Below are 21,023 nucleotides of genomic sequence, written 5' to 3'. Positions count from 1 at the left end.
TAATTCTCATAAGATGTAATTATAAGTAAACTCATTTGCCTGTAGGAATATGACAAAAATATTTCTTGGTAATACGTTAGCGTGATTAACTGTTATTTATTCATCATTCAATAGTCCAATTATCTAATTGTTGTAAAGTATTTTTTCTGCCACCGTAAGGCCACCGAAACAAGTGCTATGAGAACAGGTACTTCTACAAGTGGACCAATAACAGCGGCGAATGCCACGCCACTATGAAGACCGAATACGCCAACTGCGACGGCAATAGCTAACTCAAAATTGTTACTTGCAGCTGTAAATGAAAGGGCTGCTGTGACAGGATATGATGCGCCTGCTTTAAGGGAAGAGAAAAAGGAAACAGCAAACATGACTATAAAGTAAATAAATAAAGGAATTGCAATGCGTCCTACATCAAGTGGTAGCTCGACTAATTGTTCACCTTTCAAGGCAAACATCATCACAATCGTGAACAGCAGAGCAATTAGCGTCAGTGGTGAAATTTTCGGTAAGATCTTTTTCTTATACCACTGTTTTCCTTTAGTTCTAATCCCTATCCAGCGTGTGAGGAACCCTGCAGCAAATGGAATACCTAAGTAAATAAGTACACTCTTTGTAATTTCCCACATTGAAATGGATACATGAAAATTTGCTAACCCAAACCATCCAGGTAAAACATTTAAGAAAAAGTAAGCAAAAATTGAATACGTTACGATTTGAAAAATAGAGTTAAAGGCAACTAAACCAGCTACATATTCACGGTCTCCACGAGCTAAATCATTCCAAACAATAACCATAGCAATACAACGAGCTAAACCAATCATTATGAGCCCTGCCATATATTCGGGATAATCGTGCAAGAAGATGATGGCTAAAAAGAACATGAAGAACGGTCCTAGTAACCAGTTTTGAAAAAGTGATAGTAAAAGCACTTTCCAATCCTTAAATACTCGCCACATTTCTTCATACTTTACTTTCGCCAATGGAGGATACATCATCACGATTAACCCTATAGCGATCGGAATGGATGTTGTACCAATAGACATGGACTCTAATGCTTCACCAATATTGGGCATGGTGAAACTGAAGACAATGCCTATGCCCATCGCCACAAATATCCAAAGAGTGAGATATCGGTCTAGAAAAGAAAGCTGCTTGCTTAAAGAGCTATTATTCACTATCCTTTCCCCCTAGATGGCAACTATCTGTACTACAATTGCATCCGTTTAAAGGATGGATTTGCTCTAAAATGCCCTGCATTAGTGGCGTTTGAACCTCTACTAAACGGTAATGCTTCCAAGTTCCAACTTTTCGTTCCGTAATAATACCTGCCTCCTTTAATTTTCGTAAATGCTGGCTAACTGCTGGTTGTGATATGCCTAGAACATCCACAAAATCACATACACAAACTTCTCCATTTTTCATGCATGCAAGTAATTTAATGCGATTTAAATCTGCTGCTGCTTTTAATTGTTTTTCAATTAGGCTGTTTTCCATTTATTTGGCCCCCCTATATAATCATTTACTTATATATTATTTAAATAAAATCACCCATTAGAAGGGTTAATATATATGTATATAACTATATTCTTATATTATGTTAATTTGCAACTATTATGTATCCAATCTGAAAAAATTATTGCCATTAGGTTTGTTGTAACTACCCATGTTATGTTTATGTATGCAGAAACCTTATTTGCTCTATTTACGTAAATAAATCTATGTAAACCAATAATAGAAAACATCTTTTCTTCGATGTTTTTAAGTGGTTATGCTATATTCAAAAAGTTAGGAGTGAGTTGATGAAAAAGTTTTTAACAATTACCGCCGTAATTCTTATTTTAATCGGAGTAGCTGGCTATGCTTTGTGGCATTTTGGGACTAATATCGCTTCAGAAAAAATCATCGAAAAAGTGGAATCTAATTTAGATAATGAAAAATTAGAAGAAGTGAAATCTTATATTGAGAATGATTCGACTGTTCAAGATATTGTAAAAGAAGCAGCAACTACAAATCCAGATACACTTCCCTTCCAATCGAAGGAAGAGGCGACACGTGTATTAATAAAAAAAGTGGGCGTTACTCGTTTACTTGAAATTCAGGAACAAGTGCAAAATGGTTCCATTAGTAAGGATGAAGTATTATCCGAAATTGAAGGTAAATTATCCCCAGAAGAAATTTCAGCTTTAAAATATGTTTTATATAAGGAATTGAATAAATAAAGCTACCTCTAGCACCGAATTATCGTATTATCGAAACATTTTAATGTTCGTGTTTTATTGCAATGTAGTTGTGTCTGGCCGCTGAGCAAAACGCATTCCCTAGTTTTGAAAACGAACATTTTTAAGTAAAAAGCGAAATAAAGTTCGTGTTTACTGTTTATTATTCTTTTTAATGAGAAAAAGGCTTGTCAACACTGGTTGACAAGCCTTTTCTTTAACTATTTACAGCCTCTTTTTTAAAATATATTCCCTTTTTATTATCTAATACTGCTTTCAACGCTAGTAACCCAAGGAAGAAGAATGCACCTGAAGCGATTAAGCCAACAGGACGGATTGCAGTTAATTCTGCTACTAAGCCGATTAAAATCGTTAATACCACAATGCAAATGGCTTCAATGACACTAAAGATGCTGCCAAATCTCCCCATCATCTCTACAGGCACATGATTTTGATAAAAAGTTAAATAGCCTGTATTCGCAAACGTGATAGCAAATCCAATTAAAAAGACAGCTAACCCAGCACTAAAAAATCCACTCGCGCTATAAAACACTATATAACCAATTGCGGTGACAATGGTACCACCTCCTATTAAGAGATTTACAGCAAGTCGTGTAGAAAATACTGAATTAATAATAGAGCCTAAAATTATTCCAGCTCCAAAGACAGTTAACAAAAACCCATAATGGGTATCTGATATTGAAAGTATGCCTTTCGCGAAGGCAGCCTCGAGTGAATCGATGGCGGTCATAAATATTGTAGTACCAGAAAATAATAAATATATTTTTGTAATATAAATTTCGTTCTTACTGAACGTCCAAACAACACAAAAATCATCTTTAATTACATCCCACGTGAGTTTTCGCCCCGCTGTCCTTTGGCTTCTTGCATCAACATTTGGAAGTATCATAATGATGAATGCTGAAACAAATAAAGCTACTGCATTGATATAGATGGCAGTATTAGGGGTACCTAACCAAAATAATATGCCAGCAACCGCAGGGCCGATTAATGAACCACAAGAGTTTATAAAACTACGGAGTGCATTAAAGCGTTGCCGATCTTTTTCAGGTATTAATTTGGTCATGTAAACCATCGAAGTAGGTTGAAAAATCGCACTTGCCATATTTATAAAAAAAGCGAGTACATAAACATACATTAGCGAAGGTAAAGAAGGTATAAAAGCAATGCACAGTGCGCGAAAGATGTCTAATCCCATCATCAGTCGCCTTGTATTAATACGGTCAATTAAACTACCTGCCCAAGCATTAGTACAAATTGTTGCAATGGGGCCTAGAATATACAATATAGCTATGGCAAGGGGAGAACCTGTTTCATTTAAAAGTATCAAATTGAGTGCGATAAGGTAAACCCAGGCACCTATATTTGAAATGCCTATTCCCCCTAATAATATGAAAGGATATTTCCATCTGGACATCGTCACCACTCCTATTTTATTTATCAAAAAACAAAATAAAAAAACTCACCCCCAAGATATTATCTTGAGGGCGAGTTATATCGCGGTGCCACCCCAGTTCATTTCTACATTGCTGTAGAAGCCTTATCGAGTACGGCATCATAAATTATCAGCGATACTCTATCTCGTTAACGTGAGAATACGTTGCATCATCATTGTGTCCAAAAACAAATCCAATGCACAGCTCCAAGACTTGGTTCAACACATTTCCTATCCCTCTTTTTCAGCTTCCAGAGGTCTCTTTTGATAGTACGTATGTTTACTCTTCTTTTCATCGCTTTTCCTATCGATTTTTGTAAATTTTATACTATTCTAAATTAAATTTCAATACCATATTCGTCTGTTTTTTAAAATAACAAGTTATTAGTAAATTTTAGTCAGATAGTAAAGAAATTTTCTCGACAATATTATCAATTAAAGTATGTAAATCTGCTTCGCCATAATAACGAACATACATTACGGTATGAAGATGAGCAACTAAGACTTCTTTAGAGATCATTTCATCTTTCACAAGCAAATAATCTAATTGTGGATGATTCATTGCAATAAAATCTGTCTGATCTTCTCCATAACTGTATTTTTTGATTAAATCATGCATTAAATATTTTTTTAACGCTGCAACTCTCAACTGATATACCAAAGTATGTATATCTGGTGTATATTCACCACCAAGGTTGTCCCACTTTTTCCCTGGAACACGTCCACTTTCATTTGTCTCATATTGCACAGGAGCTAAAGGACCCCACTTAAATGTATAGCGATTTCCCCAATCAACATTATCATTTATGTATGATTCGACTCTAGTAAAAGAGGAATTATTTTCAACATCTGCTAATCGAACAATTGGTAAGCTTATCTCTGCTACTGGCAAAGTTTTTGTATCACTTTTTGCCAGCTGAATAAACGGAATGAAAGCACTTAATAAAAAGACTATAGTAAAACACAAAGATAACGTTTTATTTAACCGAAAAGACTGTTTCCAATAAGCTTGATGATTAATCGGTTTTCCTTCCATAAGCCCTTTACGCAAAGCTCGAATAGATAAAGCAGCTTGTAGTGAAGTAAAGTTCATATATCCGAAAAAAATAGTTAAGACCGTTTGTTGAATAGCTAACCCATCAACTAACACTAAGGTTGGTGTGCCGTCAAGAAACCAAACTGCTAGCAGCGTACAAATCATCATAATCATCGTCACACTAAAAATAATAGCATTCTTCGTTAGTTTCTTTTCTAGTTCATCAAATGTTTGAGCTTGTACCGTGAAATTGCTAAATAGCTCTGGCGCATTGCGTTCAGCAGGTGATGAAAATACATGGAAATAATAATAGCTTGTGACATATTGCCAACCCATTTTTTCAAAGTGTTCCATTTGGTCTTGTGAAATTTGTTTACTTGAGGATACATTAATTCTGTATCTTATTTCTTTCGGTTCCCCTTTAATAAAATGAGCAAAGGCACCCATCTTAGATAAATGAAGTCTCTTTGCTGCCATATCAGTAAACCAAGCCTCATGTTCACCGATACGCCAATATTGTCTTGGCCGAAATTTTAGAACCTTTTTATGCATGTTAACACCTTTCGTTATATGTTGTTTAGTATGTATTAAGAGATAATATGAATTCCCCTTCCTAAAAACACTACCACAAATTATACTTTTTCTCAAAAATACCCTTTACTGTATTGTAAGTAAAAATGCATTGTGCTGTTCATCCCTACCCTATGTACCAATGCATTCGTCTCGATTTGCTTTCTCAATATTGCACGCTGTATATCAATCGTTTATTGTTGTATTCAACGATTTGGTTCATTAACTTAAACGATTCATCTAATGATTGGAGATTTTACAGAATGAATAAGCGGGAGCAACTAGATATTATCAAAGAGGATTTTCTGCAATGTCAAAAAGTACTATTGGCTATTGGTGATGAAACACGCCAAGCGATATTATTTGTTTTAATGGGAACGGACTGCCAAACAGGATTACGTGTAGGTGAAATTACTGAACAAACACATTTATCTCGACCTGCTGTGTCCCATCATCTGAAGGTTTTACGTGAAGCCGGCGTTATTTTAATGCGTAAAGAAGGCACAAAAAACTTTTATTACATTAACGTACGTACAGAATTAGGACGACTAAGAACACTTATGTTGGATATAGATCAGTTCATGCAAAACTTTTATAACAATGATAGCCAATTACACTCTTAATTTGGAGGAATGACAATGAAAGCAATGATTATTGATGGCTATGGACAAGTTCCAATGCGACTTGAAAATATGCCAACGCCTGAAATTGGTGATGATGAAGTACTAGCAGAAATCCATGCTGCTAGCATTAATCCAATCGATTTTAAAATACGTGACGGCCAAGTGAAATTATTAGTTAAATATAACATGCCGTTAATTTTAGGCAATGACTTCTCCGGTGTTGTGGCAAAAGTTGGCGCTAAAGTAACTCGGTTTAAAGTAGGTGACGAAATTTACGGACGTCCTCGTAAGAGTAAAATCGGTACATTTGCTGAATATATCGCCATTCATGAAGATGATATCGCCTTCAAACCAAAAAATATAAGCTTTGAAGAAGCAGCTTCGATTCCATTAGTGGGATTAACCGCCTATCAAGCACTAACAGACATCTTACAACTACAAAAAGAACAAAAGATATTCATTCAAGCGGGAGCCGGTGGTGTGGGTACATTTGCTATTCAGCTCGCTAAATTAATGGGGGCAACAGTTGCTACAACAGCCAGTAAAGCGGGCGCGAATTTAGTAACATCTCTTGGGGCTGATAAAATCATTGATTACAAGTCCGAAAAATTTGAAGAGATACTGAAAAACTATGATGCTGTGTTTGATACACTTGGTGGTGAAACGCTCGAAAAATCATTTAAAGTGCTAAGAAGTGGAGGGAAAATTGTTTCTGTTTCTGGATTGCCCAATGCTCGCTTTGGAAGAGAAAATGGTTTTGGATTTTTTAAAACGTTGTTGTTTGCAATAGCTAGTAATAAACTGACTAAACTTGAAAAGAAGCATAAAGTCCACTATTCATTTTTATTTATGAAGCCAAGTGGAGAGCAGTTACGCATCATTGCTAACTATATTGAAGAGGGTAACATCAAACCGATCATTGATCGTGTTTATCCTTTTGAAGATGCTCAAAAAGCATTGGAATTTGCGGAATTAGGAAGAGCAAAAGGGAAAGTTATTGTAAAAATTAGATGAAAAAAGCCAAATTTCTCTTTTAGTGCAAGGGGAATTTTGGCTTTTATTTTATTACTAAAAGTTTACTTTTAACTCCCGATCGTTTCCTCATCAGCTGAGGAGCCGTACATGCCGGGAACTGCAATATCGAGAAGGCGCAAGTAGACCCCCAGTTGTGCCCGGTGATGGACTAAATGACTTAACCCGATGGTACGAAATGCTACCGCTCGTGGTGCTTGTTGGATAATATGGTCACCATGACGCAAAGTCCATTTTTCAGCGAGCTTTTGGACGTCACATTCGGCGAGCAACTTTGTAAACTTATTACAGTTAGCATCAAACTCTTCTAGAACATCGACACGTTTTTCCAAAGCCTCACGCCGTAATGGTACTGTCGCAAGATTATAATCCGGGGACTGAAAAATCGCGATTTGCCAGTTCAGTAGGTTGACTAAGTGTGTAGCCAATCCACCAAGCGTCATCGATTTTTCATGTGGCCGCCATAACATGTGTTCATCGGGCAAACATTCTAAAATTCGACGTGTAGACGCTAGCTCTTGCATTACGTCGCCAATAATCAATTCTTTAACCATTAAACCCTCTCCTCCTCATTATGCAACATTATTTCTTCTGCTATCTTCAACAAAAAAAGCATTAATCCTTCTTCGATTAACGCCTCGTAATGATGTGACTAGAAAACTATATTTATTTTTAAGCTCAATTTACCGATCTTGATTCTCATAATAGGCTTCATCCGCATATTTTTCGTCTGTTCCTTTAAGATATGCCAATAGCATTTTTGGTCGTTTAAGTAATATCCAGTCTCCATGTTTATCAAATTTTCGGGTAGAGGTAATCATCCCATTTTGAATTGTCCCGTATTTTTTACCCTGTTTTTTACCAAAATCTTTTAATCGTTTAGCGAAATCAGCATCTTCTGCCATTAGCATCTTTTCATTAAAGCCATTAATAGATTGAAAATCCTTTTTGTAGCACCAAAAAATACCGACAGAAATGGCACCATATTTAACGAGAAGCGGCCCAATTAATAATAAAGTAGAAACAAATATACCGAATGACATTCTTTCGAATTTTCCTGTAACGCCGCCACCAATGTACTTGCCGGTAGTTAAGTTGTTGTCTGCCTTTAACAAAACATGTTCGTTCATCATGGTATCCGCATCTACGGTTACAATGATTTCACCTTTAGCGATGTTAACTCCTGCGTTCCTAATTTTAGAAAGGTTTTTATCGTTATTTTGTAATGTGATACAGTTAAATGATTGTGCAATTTCTTCTGTCCTATCCGTACATCGATTTAACACAACAATAACTTCAACTTTACCTTGCAGTAATGTTGAAGCTTTCGCAATTGATTCTAAACACTTTGCAATGTACTTCTCTTCATTATGAGCGGGTATGATAACCGAAATTTTTATATCCTCTTTATTCTTATCTTCAGAAGCATTCATACAATCTCCCCCACCATGATACATAATATATATAAAATATATTCAAAAGGAAATGTGGAAATGCTCGTAAACAAAAAACTAGCCTCTGCTTTTGCGGGCTAGTTTTTATACAAGGAATGTTTGCTTCAGCCATTATTGGACAAACGACTAAACATTTTGTTTCTCATATTCAAACGGTTCATCACACGAATAAATTTCATGGAAAAAGCCTTTAAACGGAATATTGTCTTCCAAGCATTTAATAAGATAAGCTAACTCCTCATCACATACCAGTTCTTCGCCATTGTTCCGCATGACCTCAAAGGCATCGACAATATTTTCCATAAGATTCACTTGGATAAATAAAGGCAACTTATCCAAAAGTGAATTTTCGATTGTCGTCTCGGATGTATAGCCATTGAGAACTGTTTCGAAATATTCATCCATGAATTTTTTTCGTTTATCAACGTCTGGTTCAAAATGTATCCAGCCAACTCCTTGTGTCCATAAAGCTGCCAAATCAAACATATACCAACAGAAACATGAATTATCGAAATCATAGACAGTAATTTGGCCAGTATTAAAATCTATTGAATAATTTCCGTCATTGTAATCAAAATGGACCATACCGAAAATTTCACTATGTTTGTCCAAATCTTCTAAAGTATTTAATAGCGCTACCATCTTCTCCTTAAGCAGAGCAAAAGTATCCGGTATCAGACTATTGATATACTCAATATTATATTTATCAAAGAAACTATAACGGCGGTGAACGGGAGTATAGCCTTTTGACAATTGGTGCAGTTTCCCAAGAACTTTACCGCAATTATAGTAATATTCCGTCATAGGTACGCCTTCGCGATACTGATAGTGGTTTTCTACAAGCATTTTCCCTTTAGCCTTTTCAAAAAGACAGACAAAAAAGGTATGATTATTATGAGTGACCTCTTCCAGTAAATTACCTTTCAGAGAGTTGACTACATCCGAAACACTTCCGCCGTGTTCGAATAAATATCTGATATACTCAACTTCACCAAGAAAATCTTCTCGACTTCTGTCTTTTAAGAAGGCAATTCGAAGTATTTTTGGATTGGTGCCCTCTTTTTCACAAGTATAAACCACATTACGCCCTCCAGTATGGGCATTAACCGGCTTGATTTCATAACCTTCCAATCCATATATCTCTGATATTAATGGAAGTAAATATGCATCACCGATTTGAACAACTTCGTTATAAACCATACAATTCCCCCTAACAATATAAATTGCTTACATGTATTCTTTAAATTATGATACGCATTTTTTTGCATATATTAGCAAATCATTGCATCGAACTATACTATCTAAAGTTTAAGTTCAACTATTCATAACCCAACTTTATATTAACATATATATCCAAAAAAAGATAGAACTGAATTAAATTAACCATTATATGTATTTTTAATTCCATTCGTTTTATGAGTGAATAATTTTACTTTCTGCTGATTTTATTGAATTTGATGAACGCTCCCCAGTCACTGAAGAAATAAAAAACTCTAATTTTTCTGCTGAGCGTAGAAAAATTAGAGTGAAATCTTCATAAAGGTTCTTTATTTGTGTTTGGTGAAGAACACATCTTAGAGTTAATCACCCTTTAGTTTTTGTGCAATTTAAACGAAATAATGGCAACAATCAGTGCCATACAAGTGATGGTTCCGCCGATTATGGCGTTTAGTTCAACAAAGTACGAGTCAATGAGGGTACCGCCAATAGTTGTTCCTAGCGCCATCCCAATATGAGAACCAGAATTATTTAAGCTTTGATGTATATCCGATGTCGTCTTTGCGCAAGAAACGATATAACTTTGTATAGCCGGTTGCAGTGACCAACTTAGCAAACTCCATAATAATATGGCCCCAATAAAAAGAACAACAGAAAATTTCAATAGTGGTATGGCTGCAATGGTTATTGTAAATAAGGATAATACGATAATAACTGTTCGTTTTGCACTAATACGATCAGTAAAATATCCTCCTAATAAACTGCCCATTATTGAAAATAGTCCAATAACTAAATACATCAAGCTAAGAGATTTCTCTGATAGATGTAACGTTGACTGAAGAAACGGTGTTAAATAAGCATACAGCGTCATGTGACCTGTAAAAAATATGATAGAGATTGCATGAATGAGTAAAATCTTCTTATCTTTTATTGCTTTTAATTGTGCTTTTAAAGGCAAATTATTTTTAGGTTCAATTGTTCCCAATACAAGGAATACAATTAACATAAGCAATAATGTCAAAATAGCAATAAATAAAAATGGTGCTCTCCATCCTAATGCACTTCCTAGCCATAAACTAAACGGAACACCAAAAACGAGAGAGGCACTAACCCCCATTAAAACAAGGCCAATTGCTCTAGCTGTATAAGAATCATCACTTATTTGAGAAGCGATTGTCATACATAACGAAACAAGCAGCGATGCACACATAGCTGATAAAATTCGAGCCGCCATAAGAAAAATAAACATATTACTAAACACAATGATTATATTCGTCACAAAGAAAATGAATAATACTATTAGAAATAACTTTTTTCGTTCTATTTTTGATGTTAAAGATAATAATATAGGGCCTGATAGTGCAAAACTTAACGAGAACATAGAGATTAATGATCCCACTTGGCCATATGTAATGTTCAAGTCTTCCGCAATAAGTGGCAGTAATCCGCCAATAACTAATTCAACTAGACCTACTATAAACGTAATAATTGACAATAGGTAAATTCTTTTATCCATTCATATCACTCCTAAATAACATAAAAAAGCAGCACCCCCTGTAGTAGGAGGCGCTGCATTAAAACATTTTCTTTGTCAATTCGCTAACATGACGTCCAAAGTCATGTCGCCATATTCGATTAAAAAATACAATACCACTTTGCCATATTCAAAGTCAATTAAAATTTTTAATGCTAAGAACAACAACCACATAGTAAAAATTTTTGCCCTTATTCTTCTTCAAGTAAAATAACACTTTCTAAATTATTGACAAATCTCCTTAATTCCTTTGAAACTGCATTATTAATAATGCCATCTCGATACCATTCATTAAGAAGACTTCGTTGTGCCTCGATGGCAATTAAAGCTAAGTGTTCCTTTATTTCTTCTCGTTTTGAATCGTCCACTTTATTTTTTGATGAATATTGTAAGTGACGATAATACATCTCCACTCGTTGCGCAATATCAGCAGGATAGTCATTTGTTTCTTGAACATGCTTTACAATAGATGAAGAAACAAAATCGGTTAGATCTTTCTTAAATTGATTAATTTGTTCAAGGACGTGGACTGGTAATTTACTCAATTTGCGTTCACGTAACACAAAGCGCAAACGACGTTTTAATAAAGTAAAAGATCGATTATTCAATATATCTCTTCGTTCTTTCAGAATAAAATTCACTTCTTGTTGAATGGATTGGTTAAATCCATGCATAGCCATATACTGATTTGTATAGTAAATTTCTAATTTCAAGCCGATTTCTCTGGCTGCCAGTATTTTTTGTCTGTACGTTTGAAAGGCTCCATCTGATTGTTCCTGTTCAATATTAATTAACATAGCGTTATATTGATGAATCAAACTTAGAGCAATAGGAGCATTTTCTTCTACTGTTTCCAACTGAATACTATGAATGGCATGTTCAATCATTTTTCGTTTTTCATGCATTAAATTTGATGGTTGCGATGGCTCTTGTGTGCTTAATAGCGGTAAAAATATTGTGGCCATTACTAGTGTGAATAAAATGACACCTGCAGCTAAGAACAGCAGTAATTGTCGCTCAGGAAATAGTTCTCCACGATTTGTTAATAGCGGTAATGATAGTATCCCTACCATCGTAATTGTTCCACGAACCCCGACAAGAGTAGTAATAATATGGTCTTTAAAAGTTGATATGTTATTGTTTTTAAATAGTTTGTTATCCAGCAAGCTGAATAACATCGTCCACAGCAAACGTATGAATAACACCATTAAACCAATTACAACTATATATACAATAAGGACACTATTGTGAATTTCCTCACTCACGAGAATAGCATTTGTAGCAGCAGGTAGCATTAAGCCGAGTAAAATAAAAATTATTCCATTCAAAGCGAAGGTCAATATAGACCATACGTGTTGGGTTACCACTTGTTCTTGTGCAATAATACTTTGTGCTTTTTCTTTTATAATGGAGGTAATGATTCCTCCAGCTACGACCGAAATGACACCGGACGCATGAAACACTTCTTCGGATAGGAAAAATAAGGTGAAGGGTGTTAGAACTTGTAGCAAAACGTAAAATGTTACATCATCTATTCCTATACGACGTAAATGTAGACGTATCCAAAACAAAGCTAAAGAACCGATTACACCAATTAGTGCACCGATAAAGAACATGTAAAGAAAGTCAGTTGTTGCTGATTGTATTGAAAAATAACCTGTTACAATGGCTGCAACTGCATATTTAAACGCGATTAACCCCGATGCATCGTTAATTAATGATTCTCCACGCACTAAATTCATAATACGCTCTGGAATATGCACGCGTTTAGCGATACCATTTACTGCTACTGGATCAGTAGGCGATAAAATAGCCATTAATGCAAAGGCAGCAGCCAAAGGAATCGATGGAATCATCCAATGAACAAATAGTCCACCAATAATCGTTGTTAATAATACTAGTACGATAGCATTCCCTAAAATAGGTAAACGCATTTTCCATAATTGTTCACGTGGAAAATGTGCCCCATCATAATAAAGTAATGGTGCAATAAACAATAGTAAAAACCACTCTGATTCAATCTCTATTGTGAAATTTCGGGCTACTAAAGCAACGAAAATACCAACAGCAATTTGTATAAGTGCTATAGGGATGAATGGAATATAATGTGCGAGCACATTGGTAACTAATAATAGTACAAGTAAAAATAATATGGATATTAAGATTTCCATGAATAGCCCCCTTATAAAAATAAATCACCATTACTTAATGTACCCATATTTTTTCTTCTATAGCATATGACTTCTCAGACTGGCTTTACTTTTATTTTTTGCCTCAATAGTTAAAGCCGTTTCATTTTAGCGAAACGGCTTCTCATAACTGTTTAACATTGTTAACCATGTAGAAAATAATGACTTTTAGTAGTAGCATACTTCTTTCGATAATTCTCAAATGCAGTAAAAATAACTAATGCAAACAAAAGTGTAAGTACCCCAGACAAAACATTTGTATTTGGAATATAGATTTCCCAAAATGAGTTAATTAAGGCATGAAAAATAATACAAAGAAAAATACTTCTCGTAAATAAATAAATGACTGTTAATAAGAATGATAATGCCAAAGCAACTAGTGTAAACCAAAGAAAGTTCATACTCATTTGATTTGACCCAACCACAAACCATAATGGCAGATGCCAAATCGCCCAAATTACCCCTACAATGAGTGTACTGGTGAAAGGTGACCATTTCTTTTGCAAAGTAGGTTGTAAATAACCCCTCCAGCCAATCTCTTCTAGACCACCGCCAATAATCATAATAGGAAAGTTAATCAATGCTAAATAGAGAGGATTTTCAATAGTTGCCCCACCCCAAAATGTTGGTAGAAAACAAGCTATAAAGGCAAGTACAATAGTAAATAGATACCAAGCTATTGGTAGTCTACTATTTTTTAAATTTCGAATAAATATCCTAAATTCTTCTGCAGAACTATACCTCTTTTTTAGCCAAATCTCGCTAATTGCAGGGGCAATCCCCCCAAGAACAAGCATTATTATTGAAGATGTGGTTCCAAACTTAAGTAGATTGCATTGTGTTAAAATCGCTAAACCGCACCAAAATAACCATGACAATGAAAATGTAAAGAAGAGAAACCTTCCTACCTCTTTCCCCATGTATGCTTCCCCCTCAACTACAACCTAACATCGATTGTACAGACTTACATAAAGTATTCATTAACCGTACTTCATCAAAAAGTGCCTGTTCATTTTGGAACATACCGTAACATTTTTGTAAAACTACATCTCTTACAATCCCATCAATGGAAGTTACTATAAATGAAAATAAATCTTCTAATGCTACATCAGACTGAAAGCACTTGAAAGCAATACCCTCGTGAATTGTCATAAATATTTGCTCGACTAAATATCGTCCACTTTCGTTTTCTGTAATATGAGGCAGAATTTTCTTTTGTCTTTCAGGATTATTTGCAAACAAAATTGTAAGTTCAAAATGAATTTTACCAACTGTTGATAAATTATCTTTAATATATTCGCCCAGAAATGTAAACAGCTTTTCTAACCTTATGTTAGGCGTATCATTCTTATCGATAATGATATCTATATCCTTCTTATAATCAGCATTTGCATTAGCCTGATTTATTATTGCTACAAGTATTTCATCTATATCAGTATAATAGCGATAAATGCCACCTTGACTTACTTTAGATGCTTTAATAATATCTCTCATGGTTATGTCGTAGAGCGGTTTAACTTTACATACCGATAAAGCGGCCTCTAATATAACATTTTTCTTTTTTATTACATAGTCAGGACTTACCTTTGGCATAGTTACCTCCTTACATTAAAAATGACACTAGTGTCATTTTATTGTATGCCTCGAATCACTTTTCGTCAATCTTAAATTGGTACAAATTACATTTAAATACATTTCGCGAAATTTATTTCAAAGGAGTATGATTATTTGTCCCCAACATTTTTAGCCCTCCATTAACAACGGCAAAAAGAGGTTAAGAGCCCATTCAATAGACTAATTAACCTCTATATCTTGCTATATCGAGCACTAATACGCTTAATCATACAAAGGCTGTATTCTTGCAGACTTTACAAACTAGCCCTTTGGTCATTGGACATATAATGGATTGAAAGGGATGAATAACAGTCAGCGCTATTTTTTAGCCTCTTTTGGTCAATAATGCTGTTAACAAGATGCACAACTCTTCCTTGTGCATCTATCTGGAAATAAATGATGAACGCCTTTATTCACCTGCTTTCAGCAATGCATCCCCCAAAACTGTAGCTGTTTTACCAGCGTGAAACGATAGAAATAAATAAACTGATTACCAATAGTCCAAATGCAGTTTGTATAATGATAGCGTGTGTTAATTCAGTTTTTGTTTGTTTTCTTTGCTTTTTTATTCTTTCTAAATGTCGAAAATAAAAAGAGGCACTAAAAATCAGTACGACAATAGCAATGGTGCGTAAAATTTCCGCTAAAAATAACATACAAATTGTCTCCTTTTTTAAGCAAATTTTTAGCTGTAGATTGTCTAATGTAGAAAGTCACTTTCGCTACATTTATCTCAATATTATCCATTTTCCCATAATTTCTCTCTGAAAACTACTTTAACTAGCCCTTTATTTTTATTTGCTATTCATCCCGCTTCTAGCGCATTCAGCACAAGTTTTCTTTAAAGCTATGTCGATAGAGCAAGCTAACTCCCCGCTTCATCACGTAAAATACGTATATACTGCTAATCGTCTTTTTTTAATATCATTCGTGTTTTACAGCAAACGCCTTGTATCCAGCCGCTGGAGAAAGAGCATTTTGATAACTTAAATACGAACATTGTAAAATATAATACATTAAAAAGTTCGTTTTTCATAGGCTTTGCCATATGTTTATAAGTGCAGAAACTTTTTTAAGCATTTTTTGTAAATTTCCACATGTTTTATTTTGTGTGAAAAAGTAAAATAGAAATATATAACTAATAAACATGAGGTGAAATAAGTGAAGATAAAATTGATTTTGATTTTCCTAATAAGTTCTCTGCTATTAGTAGCTTGTAACAAGGATGAAGAACCAACACAAACGATAGAAATTCAGCAATTAATTAATTTTGAAGAAGTACAACCCGACACACTTCAAACAATAACTGATAAAAAGGAAGTTAAACTTATAGAGCAGACCTTTAAAAAGGCTAGAAAATTTGGTGAAGTGGATAACGACATTGTTCCACAATATAAGATTAAACTGAACGGTAATGAGTATTATTTATGGATAGATCAAACAAATACAGGGACAATAGCGGACGTCACGAATAGAAATATGTTTTACAATATCCTTGCTACTGACCAATTTAAAGAAGCTATTCATTATCAAATACAGAATCAATAGCTTCTTGTATCAAATCATTGTTTCAAGTTATCCTTAAGCTTTCCTTTTACCCATCATTCGTTCTTGCGAGTCACGGTGTAACAAAAGAAAAGAGCCAGTCCTGAATTTGGATTGGCTCTTTTTTAATCACTTAATCAATAGTTCCAGTACTTTTTAAATCGACATCAACAGTAACTTTTATTGGTAATGTCGGATAGCTTTGTTTCCACTTCTGTAAGATATCTTTTTGGTGTAATTGCATCGTTCGATACTTGAGGCCAAACCCAAAAGGATCGAGTTCTTCTTTTTGAAGAATGGTAAACATTTTCTCGAATTCCTTAGTTAATTCTTTAGCAGCTAATTTATTATAGTCCTGTAAATTATCAATTAATAACGTTTTGTTTGACTGAGTTATGACACCCGACATAGCAACATCCACATGGATAGCACGTGGTTGACCATTTTCTGTAGTAATATTGTATTTTACTTTAGGTTTGGTCATATTTAAGAGTAATCGATAACCATCACTGTCAAGTTTAAAACTAAAGCCAGCCACACTGTTTTTAAGCGCATTAAAAGCCTGTGTATCACTAGATGACAGTTCAAATGTCTGACCCTTTTCACTAATGACTAATAATTTATTTACAATTAATTGACTACCCGCTTCATTTATCTCCACTATAGGTAAGATAGCATCAATTCCTTTACTGTGAAAATCCCTTCGAATTTCATATAAATAGACAGATACTACATACGGACTATCATTCCCCGTATCACCAAAAAACTTGGTTAGTGGAGAAGCTACCACGGATTCCCCTTTTGGTAAAGTACGTAATACTTCTTCAGCTGTTTTTTTTGTTGCCCCAATATAGGCAATCGATTGGATATCTCCTCTTCGGAATAAATAATCCATAAAGTCCTTTAAATTGTGTTCTAACAGGGCTTCATTAATTAAGATGACCTTCGCATGGCCAAACTCTAAAACTTTATCTGTATGGGTCTCTAATATTTGAATAATTTCTCCGATATTATCTCCCTCATGCACTAAAAATTGATAACTTGTTTCTCCCTTTTGTTTAACAGATACAGGTATCGCTAATTTTAAAGTGACTTTATATGCTCCCTCGTCTTTTTCAGATGGATCGATACCGATGCCTGTTACAAATACACGATTGTCTATATCTTTAAAACCACAGCCCGCAAGAATGCTTATAATGACAACGATAAAAAGAAAATACTTGAGATTTGCCATTATCTTTTAAGCCTCCGTTTAGCGATTAGTAAACTAATGATTAAAACACTATAAAAGATGGGTAATAAATCATAAAAATACATCGATAATTTTACTAATTCAAATTCATTAATTTGGCGTGTCACAATGATAGCGATTAAACCGAATAGCACCACTAAACAATAAGAGGTGATGTTCTTTGCTTTCTGTTTTAATTGATGAAACTGGAAGATACTTTCGAATAATTTTAATGACACATACCAATGGATTAAAAGGCTTATAAAGGCGACCCCTATAAATACGATAACAAAAAGAAAAGTGAGTCGTTCAATAATTGAATATTTCATCCGAACGGAATCACTCGTAGTGACCCATGGAAACGTAAGGTCACCAATTTGTTCAAATCCGTTAAAGCCAATCGGAATAAAATAAGTAGTAAATAAAGTAAAGAGACCGATAGCACTTAATATCGCTATTTGCTTTAATCCGGCTTTCTTTTTAATTTTCATGTATTTATTAAAAATAATGATGTTAACGGCGCCAATAAAAACATACGTGGAAGCGGAAAAGGTATTATAGCCTGGTAATGTATTCATATACGTCATCGCCACCTTGACAAAATCCCACTCTAATTTAGGATCGGTATAAATTTTAACAATCAAGAAGAAAATGACGGGTAAAAAGATGATTAATACAAGCTCCGTAATATACAGAATGCTTTTTTCTTTCATTAACAGTCCAAAGGAAATAATAAATAAGAATGCTAAAGTCGTCACGGTAATTGAGGTCTCATAGGACAAAAATGTATTAAAAAGTAAAACATATGTTGTCAGTGTGATGAGGCCCGCACCATACCAAGAAATTGCGAAATAGAATAAGACAGGATAATAAAACCACTTTGAAGTACTTTTCTTTAAAATTTCGGGAAAGGTCATATTGGGAAAATAGCGAAATAAGTTAATGACTGTAATCGTTAGCAAAACGCCCGCAATTACAGCAAGCACCATCGATAGTATGACACCATTTTCACTTTCTCTCATTAAAATTCTTGGTACAGAGGCTATTAGGTTGGTCACCATCGTGACAATGATAAAGTAATATAAGTAGCGGCTCATCCTTTCGTTTGCACCTCTGTTTCCTCCCTATCTCCCTTCCAATACAGTTTTAAATAAGGTACCCCGAAACTTCTTTTATTTGCTAAGAACATTAACAGTCCCAGTGAACCTAAAATAAGCCCAAGCATACCAAATAATGTTGTATAGATAACTAATAAATAGCGACAAATACGAATTGAAAAGCTCATCTCTGTAATGGGAATTACAAAGCTTGTAATAGCGACGGCCGATACAATAATAATCATAATATTTGAGGCTAATGTAGCTTCCGTAACGGCAGTCCCTAAAATAAGTCCGCCAACGGTCGTCGCTGTGGCACTAATAGCCTTAGGCAAACGAATACTGGCCTCTGTTAGAAACTCCATAAAAATAAGCATAAAGATAACCTCGATAAAAGACGGATACGGAACACCAACTCGACTTCCGGCAACTGTCAGAGCCAACTCTGTTCTCGGGATATCTGGCGTAAAGGATGTGATGGCAACATACATCGACGGTAAGATTAAACAGATGAATAAACCGATATACCGGAGAATCAATGTAAAGGTTGTAATCCAATACGTGTGATAATTATCTTCCATTGAAACCATAAAATCATAAAAAACAACAGGTGCAATTAAAGCATGTGGACTACCATTTAACAAAATGATTACTTTCCCAGCTGCAAGATTATAAGCGATTCGATCGGGTCTTTCCGTTAAAATGGTAATTGGAAAAAGGGAAAATCTCGATTTGTTTAAATAAAGCTGTAATTCTCCTGTCGATTGAATAAGTGGCACATCGATACTTTTTATTTGTTCTTTGATAGTTTGAAGGACAGATGGTTTCACCGTTTTTTCATCATACATAATGACCAATGACTGATGAGACTTCCCCTCTAATTGATGTGTCTCAAACTTTAAGGTAGGTTCATGATAACGTTGTCTCATAATATTTAAATTCGTCTCAATATCTTCACTTAAAGCGGTTTGAGGCCCATATACTGTAGGTTCAATGACCGTTTGATGTAAAGCAAGCACATTCACCAATCGTATATCCAATAAATAATACTGATCATGAATTGCTAAAAGGACAAACCCTTTCGTTATTTCAATGAAAAGTTCTTGTCCTGCTTTCATAGGCGATAGATTAGGTAATGATTGTATATAGGATGAAAAACTTTTAGTCGATTTCATATCGAAAAAAGGTTTTATTAGTAACTCATGCAACTTTGCCCCATCGATTGCTGATTTTAAATAGCAAATAAAGACCGTTTCATCTTCTATTTGTAATGGCTTTAAGCACATGTCATCTGAACCGGCAAACTTTTTTGACAGTTCAATCATTAATGGAGGAAAATTCAACTCATCCAAACGCAATACACCTCCATTTTCGTGTAGTATAAGTACAATTAGGTTAACCGTATGCACTTTATACTAAACGTCCTCTTGGCCTATCTATTTGGTTGTTTATAACTGACAAAAAAAGACAACATCAGCTTGTTGTCTTGTCAAAATTATGACGTGAGAAAGTTTACTGTAAGCGTGCTCTTTGTAGTTTAATAGCACCTTTTTTACCTTAATCCGAAGTGGTTGGGTTAGCTAGCGTGGACATTACGCCTAGCGCAATATATAAAGAACCTGTGATGCGATTTTGTAACTTTGCATTAGCTTTGCTACCTAGTAGTCTCTTCCGAATCGTTGCTGCAAGCAAAGCGTATAGACCATCACTCATTAAAGCTAACAGAATAAAAAGTGTTCCTAAAATCAAAAATTGACCCGTGACCGAGCCGGCAGATGGTGAAATGAATTGTGGGAAGAATGCTAGGAAAAAGAGCACTGTCTTCGGATTTATAGCTTCTACAATGGCGGATTGATAAAGAATGCCATTGCAGATGTCATGAGAATTGCTGACGCGCCAATAGCACCAGCTACTAATATGAAGCGAACCACCTAATGAAACACCAAGGACAGATACTAGTCCGGCTTTTTTTCCTTGATTAATGCTGCGTGCCATAATATAAAACACAGCTGGCCCTGGGATGATTAACAACGTCAAAGCAGCCAGAATAAAGTACCAAATAGTTAACAATTCCATACAATGTAACTCCTTCTTATATAAAACAATATCTAATAAAAAATCATATTGTAGGACCACTTGAAAAGAAAACTACAATATGAAACAATCCACCATGTCAGCAGTTTGTTTAACTTAACTACAAAAAAGAAA

19 protein-coding genes, 1 pseudogene and 1 other annotated feature are annotated in these 21,023 nt (G+C 34.8%); of the genes and pseudogenes, 4 read left to right on the top strand and 16 right to left on the bottom strand.

Features of this window, described 5'->3' with window-relative positions; translation table 11 throughout:
- Positions 1-119: 119 nt before the first annotated feature.
- A complete protein-coding gene (gene arsB, locus ACIQXI_RS05910; RefSeq protein WP_402922527.1) occupies positions 120-1,175 on the bottom strand; it encodes an ACR3 family arsenite efflux transporter in 1,056 nt (351 codons plus the stop codon).
- The gene (locus ACIQXI_RS05905; protein ID WP_402922525.1) at positions 1,168-1,494 is read right to left on the bottom strand and encodes an ArsR/SmtB family transcription factor; all 327 of its coding nucleotides are present in this window, start codon (positions 1,492-1,494) and stop codon (positions 1,168-1,170) included. Before ACIQXI_RS05905 ends, arsB begins: the two co-directional genes overlap by 8 nt.
- Positions 1,495-1,799: 305 nt before the next feature.
- Between ACIQXI_RS05905 and ACIQXI_RS05900 the strand changes: the two genes are divergently transcribed.
- Positions 1,800-2,219, top strand: coding sequence for a hypothetical protein (locus ACIQXI_RS05900; RefSeq protein ID WP_402922521.1), 420 nt, complete (start codon positions 1,800-1,802; stop codon positions 2,217-2,219).
- Positions 2,220-2,433: 214 nt separating this feature from the next.
- Here ACIQXI_RS05900 and ACIQXI_RS05895 read toward each other — a convergent pair whose 3' ends face one another.
- Both ACIQXI_RS05895 and ACIQXI_RS05890 read right to left on the bottom strand, forming a co-directional pair.
- Positions 2,434-3,654 (bottom strand): MFS transporter, encoded by a 1,221-nt coding sequence (locus ACIQXI_RS05895; RefSeq protein ID WP_402922519.1) that lies wholly within the window; start codon positions 3,652-3,654, stop codon positions 2,434-2,436.
- Between the two features lie 63 nt (positions 3,655-3,717).
- Positions 3,718-3,977 (bottom strand) — a binding site (T-box leader).
- Positions 3,978-4,066: 89 nt separating this feature from the next.
- Positions 4,067-5,260, bottom strand: coding sequence for a DUF2812 domain-containing protein (locus tag ACIQXI_RS05890; RefSeq protein ID WP_402922517.1), 1,194 nt, complete (start codon positions 5,258-5,260; stop codon positions 4,067-4,069).
- Positions 5,261-5,541: 281 nt separating this feature from the next.
- Here ACIQXI_RS05890 and ACIQXI_RS05885 point away from each other — a divergent pair, with 281 nt between their 5' ends.
- Entirely contained in the window at positions 5,542-5,901 is a 360-nt protein-coding gene (locus ACIQXI_RS05885) for an ArsR/SmtB family transcription factor (protein WP_402922515.1), read from the top strand.
- 15 nt (positions 5,902-5,916) lie between these two features.
- Positions 5,917-6,915 carry an NADP-dependent oxidoreductase gene (locus ACIQXI_RS05880; protein WP_402922513.1) on the top strand — a complete coding sequence of 333 codons (999 nt, stop codon included), beginning with the start codon at positions 5,917-5,919 and terminating at the stop codon, positions 6,913-6,915.
- A gap of 68 nt (positions 6,916-6,983) precedes the next feature.
- On the opposite strand, the gene ACIQXI_RS05875 is transcribed toward ACIQXI_RS05880, so the two are convergent.
- The 8 genes from ACIQXI_RS05875 to ACIQXI_RS05840 form a co-directional block, all read right to left on the bottom strand.
- Positions 6,984-7,487, bottom strand: coding sequence for a DinB family protein (locus ACIQXI_RS05875; RefSeq protein ID WP_402922510.1), 504 nt, complete (start codon positions 7,485-7,487; stop codon positions 6,984-6,986).
- Positions 7,488-7,616: 129 nt separating this feature from the next.
- Complete coding sequence (locus tag ACIQXI_RS05870; RefSeq protein ID WP_402922507.1) at positions 7,617-8,366, bottom strand: glycosyltransferase; 750 nt, start codon at positions 8,364-8,366, stop codon at positions 7,617-7,619.
- Between the two features lie 147 nt (positions 8,367-8,513).
- Complete coding sequence (locus ACIQXI_RS05865; protein ID WP_402922505.1) at positions 8,514-9,587, bottom strand: phosphotransferase enzyme family protein; 1,074 nt, start codon at positions 9,585-9,587, stop codon at positions 8,514-8,516.
- 391 nt (positions 9,588-9,978) lie between these two features.
- Positions 9,979-11,121: an MFS transporter gene (locus tag ACIQXI_RS05860; protein ID WP_402922503.1), complete on the bottom strand. Its 1,143-nt coding sequence runs from the start codon at positions 11,119-11,121 to the stop codon at positions 9,979-9,981.
- Positions 11,122-11,330: 209 nt separating this feature from the next.
- Positions 11,331-13,310, bottom strand: a complete 1,980-nt coding sequence (locus tag ACIQXI_RS05855; protein ID WP_402922501.1) for a Na+/H+ antiporter — start codon at positions 13,308-13,310, stop codon at positions 11,331-11,333.
- A 161-nt stretch (positions 13,311-13,471) separates the two neighbouring features.
- The gene (locus tag ACIQXI_RS05850; RefSeq protein WP_402922498.1) at positions 13,472-14,248 is read right to left on the bottom strand and encodes a CPBP family intramembrane glutamic endopeptidase; all 777 of its coding nucleotides are present in this window, start codon (positions 14,246-14,248) and stop codon (positions 13,472-13,474) included.
- 13 nt (positions 14,249-14,261) lie between these two features.
- Positions 14,262-14,921: a TetR/AcrR family transcriptional regulator gene (locus tag ACIQXI_RS05845; protein ID WP_402922496.1), complete on the bottom strand. Its 660-nt coding sequence runs from the start codon at positions 14,919-14,921 to the stop codon at positions 14,262-14,264.
- A 476-nt stretch (positions 14,922-15,397) separates the two neighbouring features.
- Positions 15,398-15,598 carry a hypothetical protein gene (locus ACIQXI_RS05840; RefSeq protein WP_402922494.1) on the bottom strand — a complete coding sequence of 67 codons (201 nt, stop codon included), beginning with the start codon at positions 15,596-15,598 and terminating at the stop codon, positions 15,398-15,400.
- Between the two features lie 505 nt (positions 15,599-16,103).
- Between ACIQXI_RS05840 and ACIQXI_RS05835 the strand changes: the two genes are divergently transcribed.
- A complete protein-coding gene (locus ACIQXI_RS05835; RefSeq protein WP_402922492.1) occupies positions 16,104-16,490 on the top strand; it encodes a hypothetical protein in 387 nt (128 codons plus the stop codon).
- Positions 16,491-16,620: 130 nt separating this feature from the next.
- Here ACIQXI_RS05835 and ACIQXI_RS05830 read toward each other — a convergent pair whose 3' ends face one another.
- The 4 genes and pseudogenes from ACIQXI_RS05830 to ACIQXI_RS05815 all read right to left on the bottom strand — a co-directional run bounded on the left by ACIQXI_RS05830 (position 16,621) and on the right by ACIQXI_RS05815 (position 20,891).
- Positions 16,621-17,721 (bottom strand): Ger(x)C family spore germination protein, encoded by a 1,101-nt coding sequence (locus ACIQXI_RS05830; protein ID WP_402922490.1) that lies wholly within the window; start codon positions 17,719-17,721, stop codon positions 16,621-16,623.
- The gene (locus tag ACIQXI_RS05825) at positions 17,721-18,815 is read right to left on the bottom strand and encodes a GerAB/ArcD/ProY family transporter (protein ID WP_402922488.1); all 1,095 of its coding nucleotides are present in this window, start codon (positions 18,813-18,815) and stop codon (positions 17,721-17,723) included. Before ACIQXI_RS05825 ends, ACIQXI_RS05830 begins: the two co-directional genes overlap by 1 nt.
- Positions 18,812-20,167: a spore germination protein gene (locus ACIQXI_RS05820; protein WP_402922486.1), complete on the bottom strand. Its 1,356-nt coding sequence runs from the start codon at positions 20,165-20,167 to the stop codon at positions 18,812-18,814. Before ACIQXI_RS05820 ends, ACIQXI_RS05825 begins: the two co-directional genes overlap by 4 nt.
- 205 nt (positions 20,168-20,372) lie before the next feature.
- A pseudogene (locus ACIQXI_RS05815) lies at positions 20,373-20,891 on the bottom strand (LysE family translocator).
- Positions 20,892-21,023: the final 132 nt, after the last annotated feature.

This window comes from Lysinibacillus sp. NPDC097195, assembly GCF_044762075.1.
GTDB lineage: Bacteria > Bacillota > Bacilli > Bacillales_A > Planococcaceae > Lysinibacillus.
Note: the sequence above shows the minus strand (reverse complement) of the source record. Positions and strands in the feature narration are given on the sequence as shown.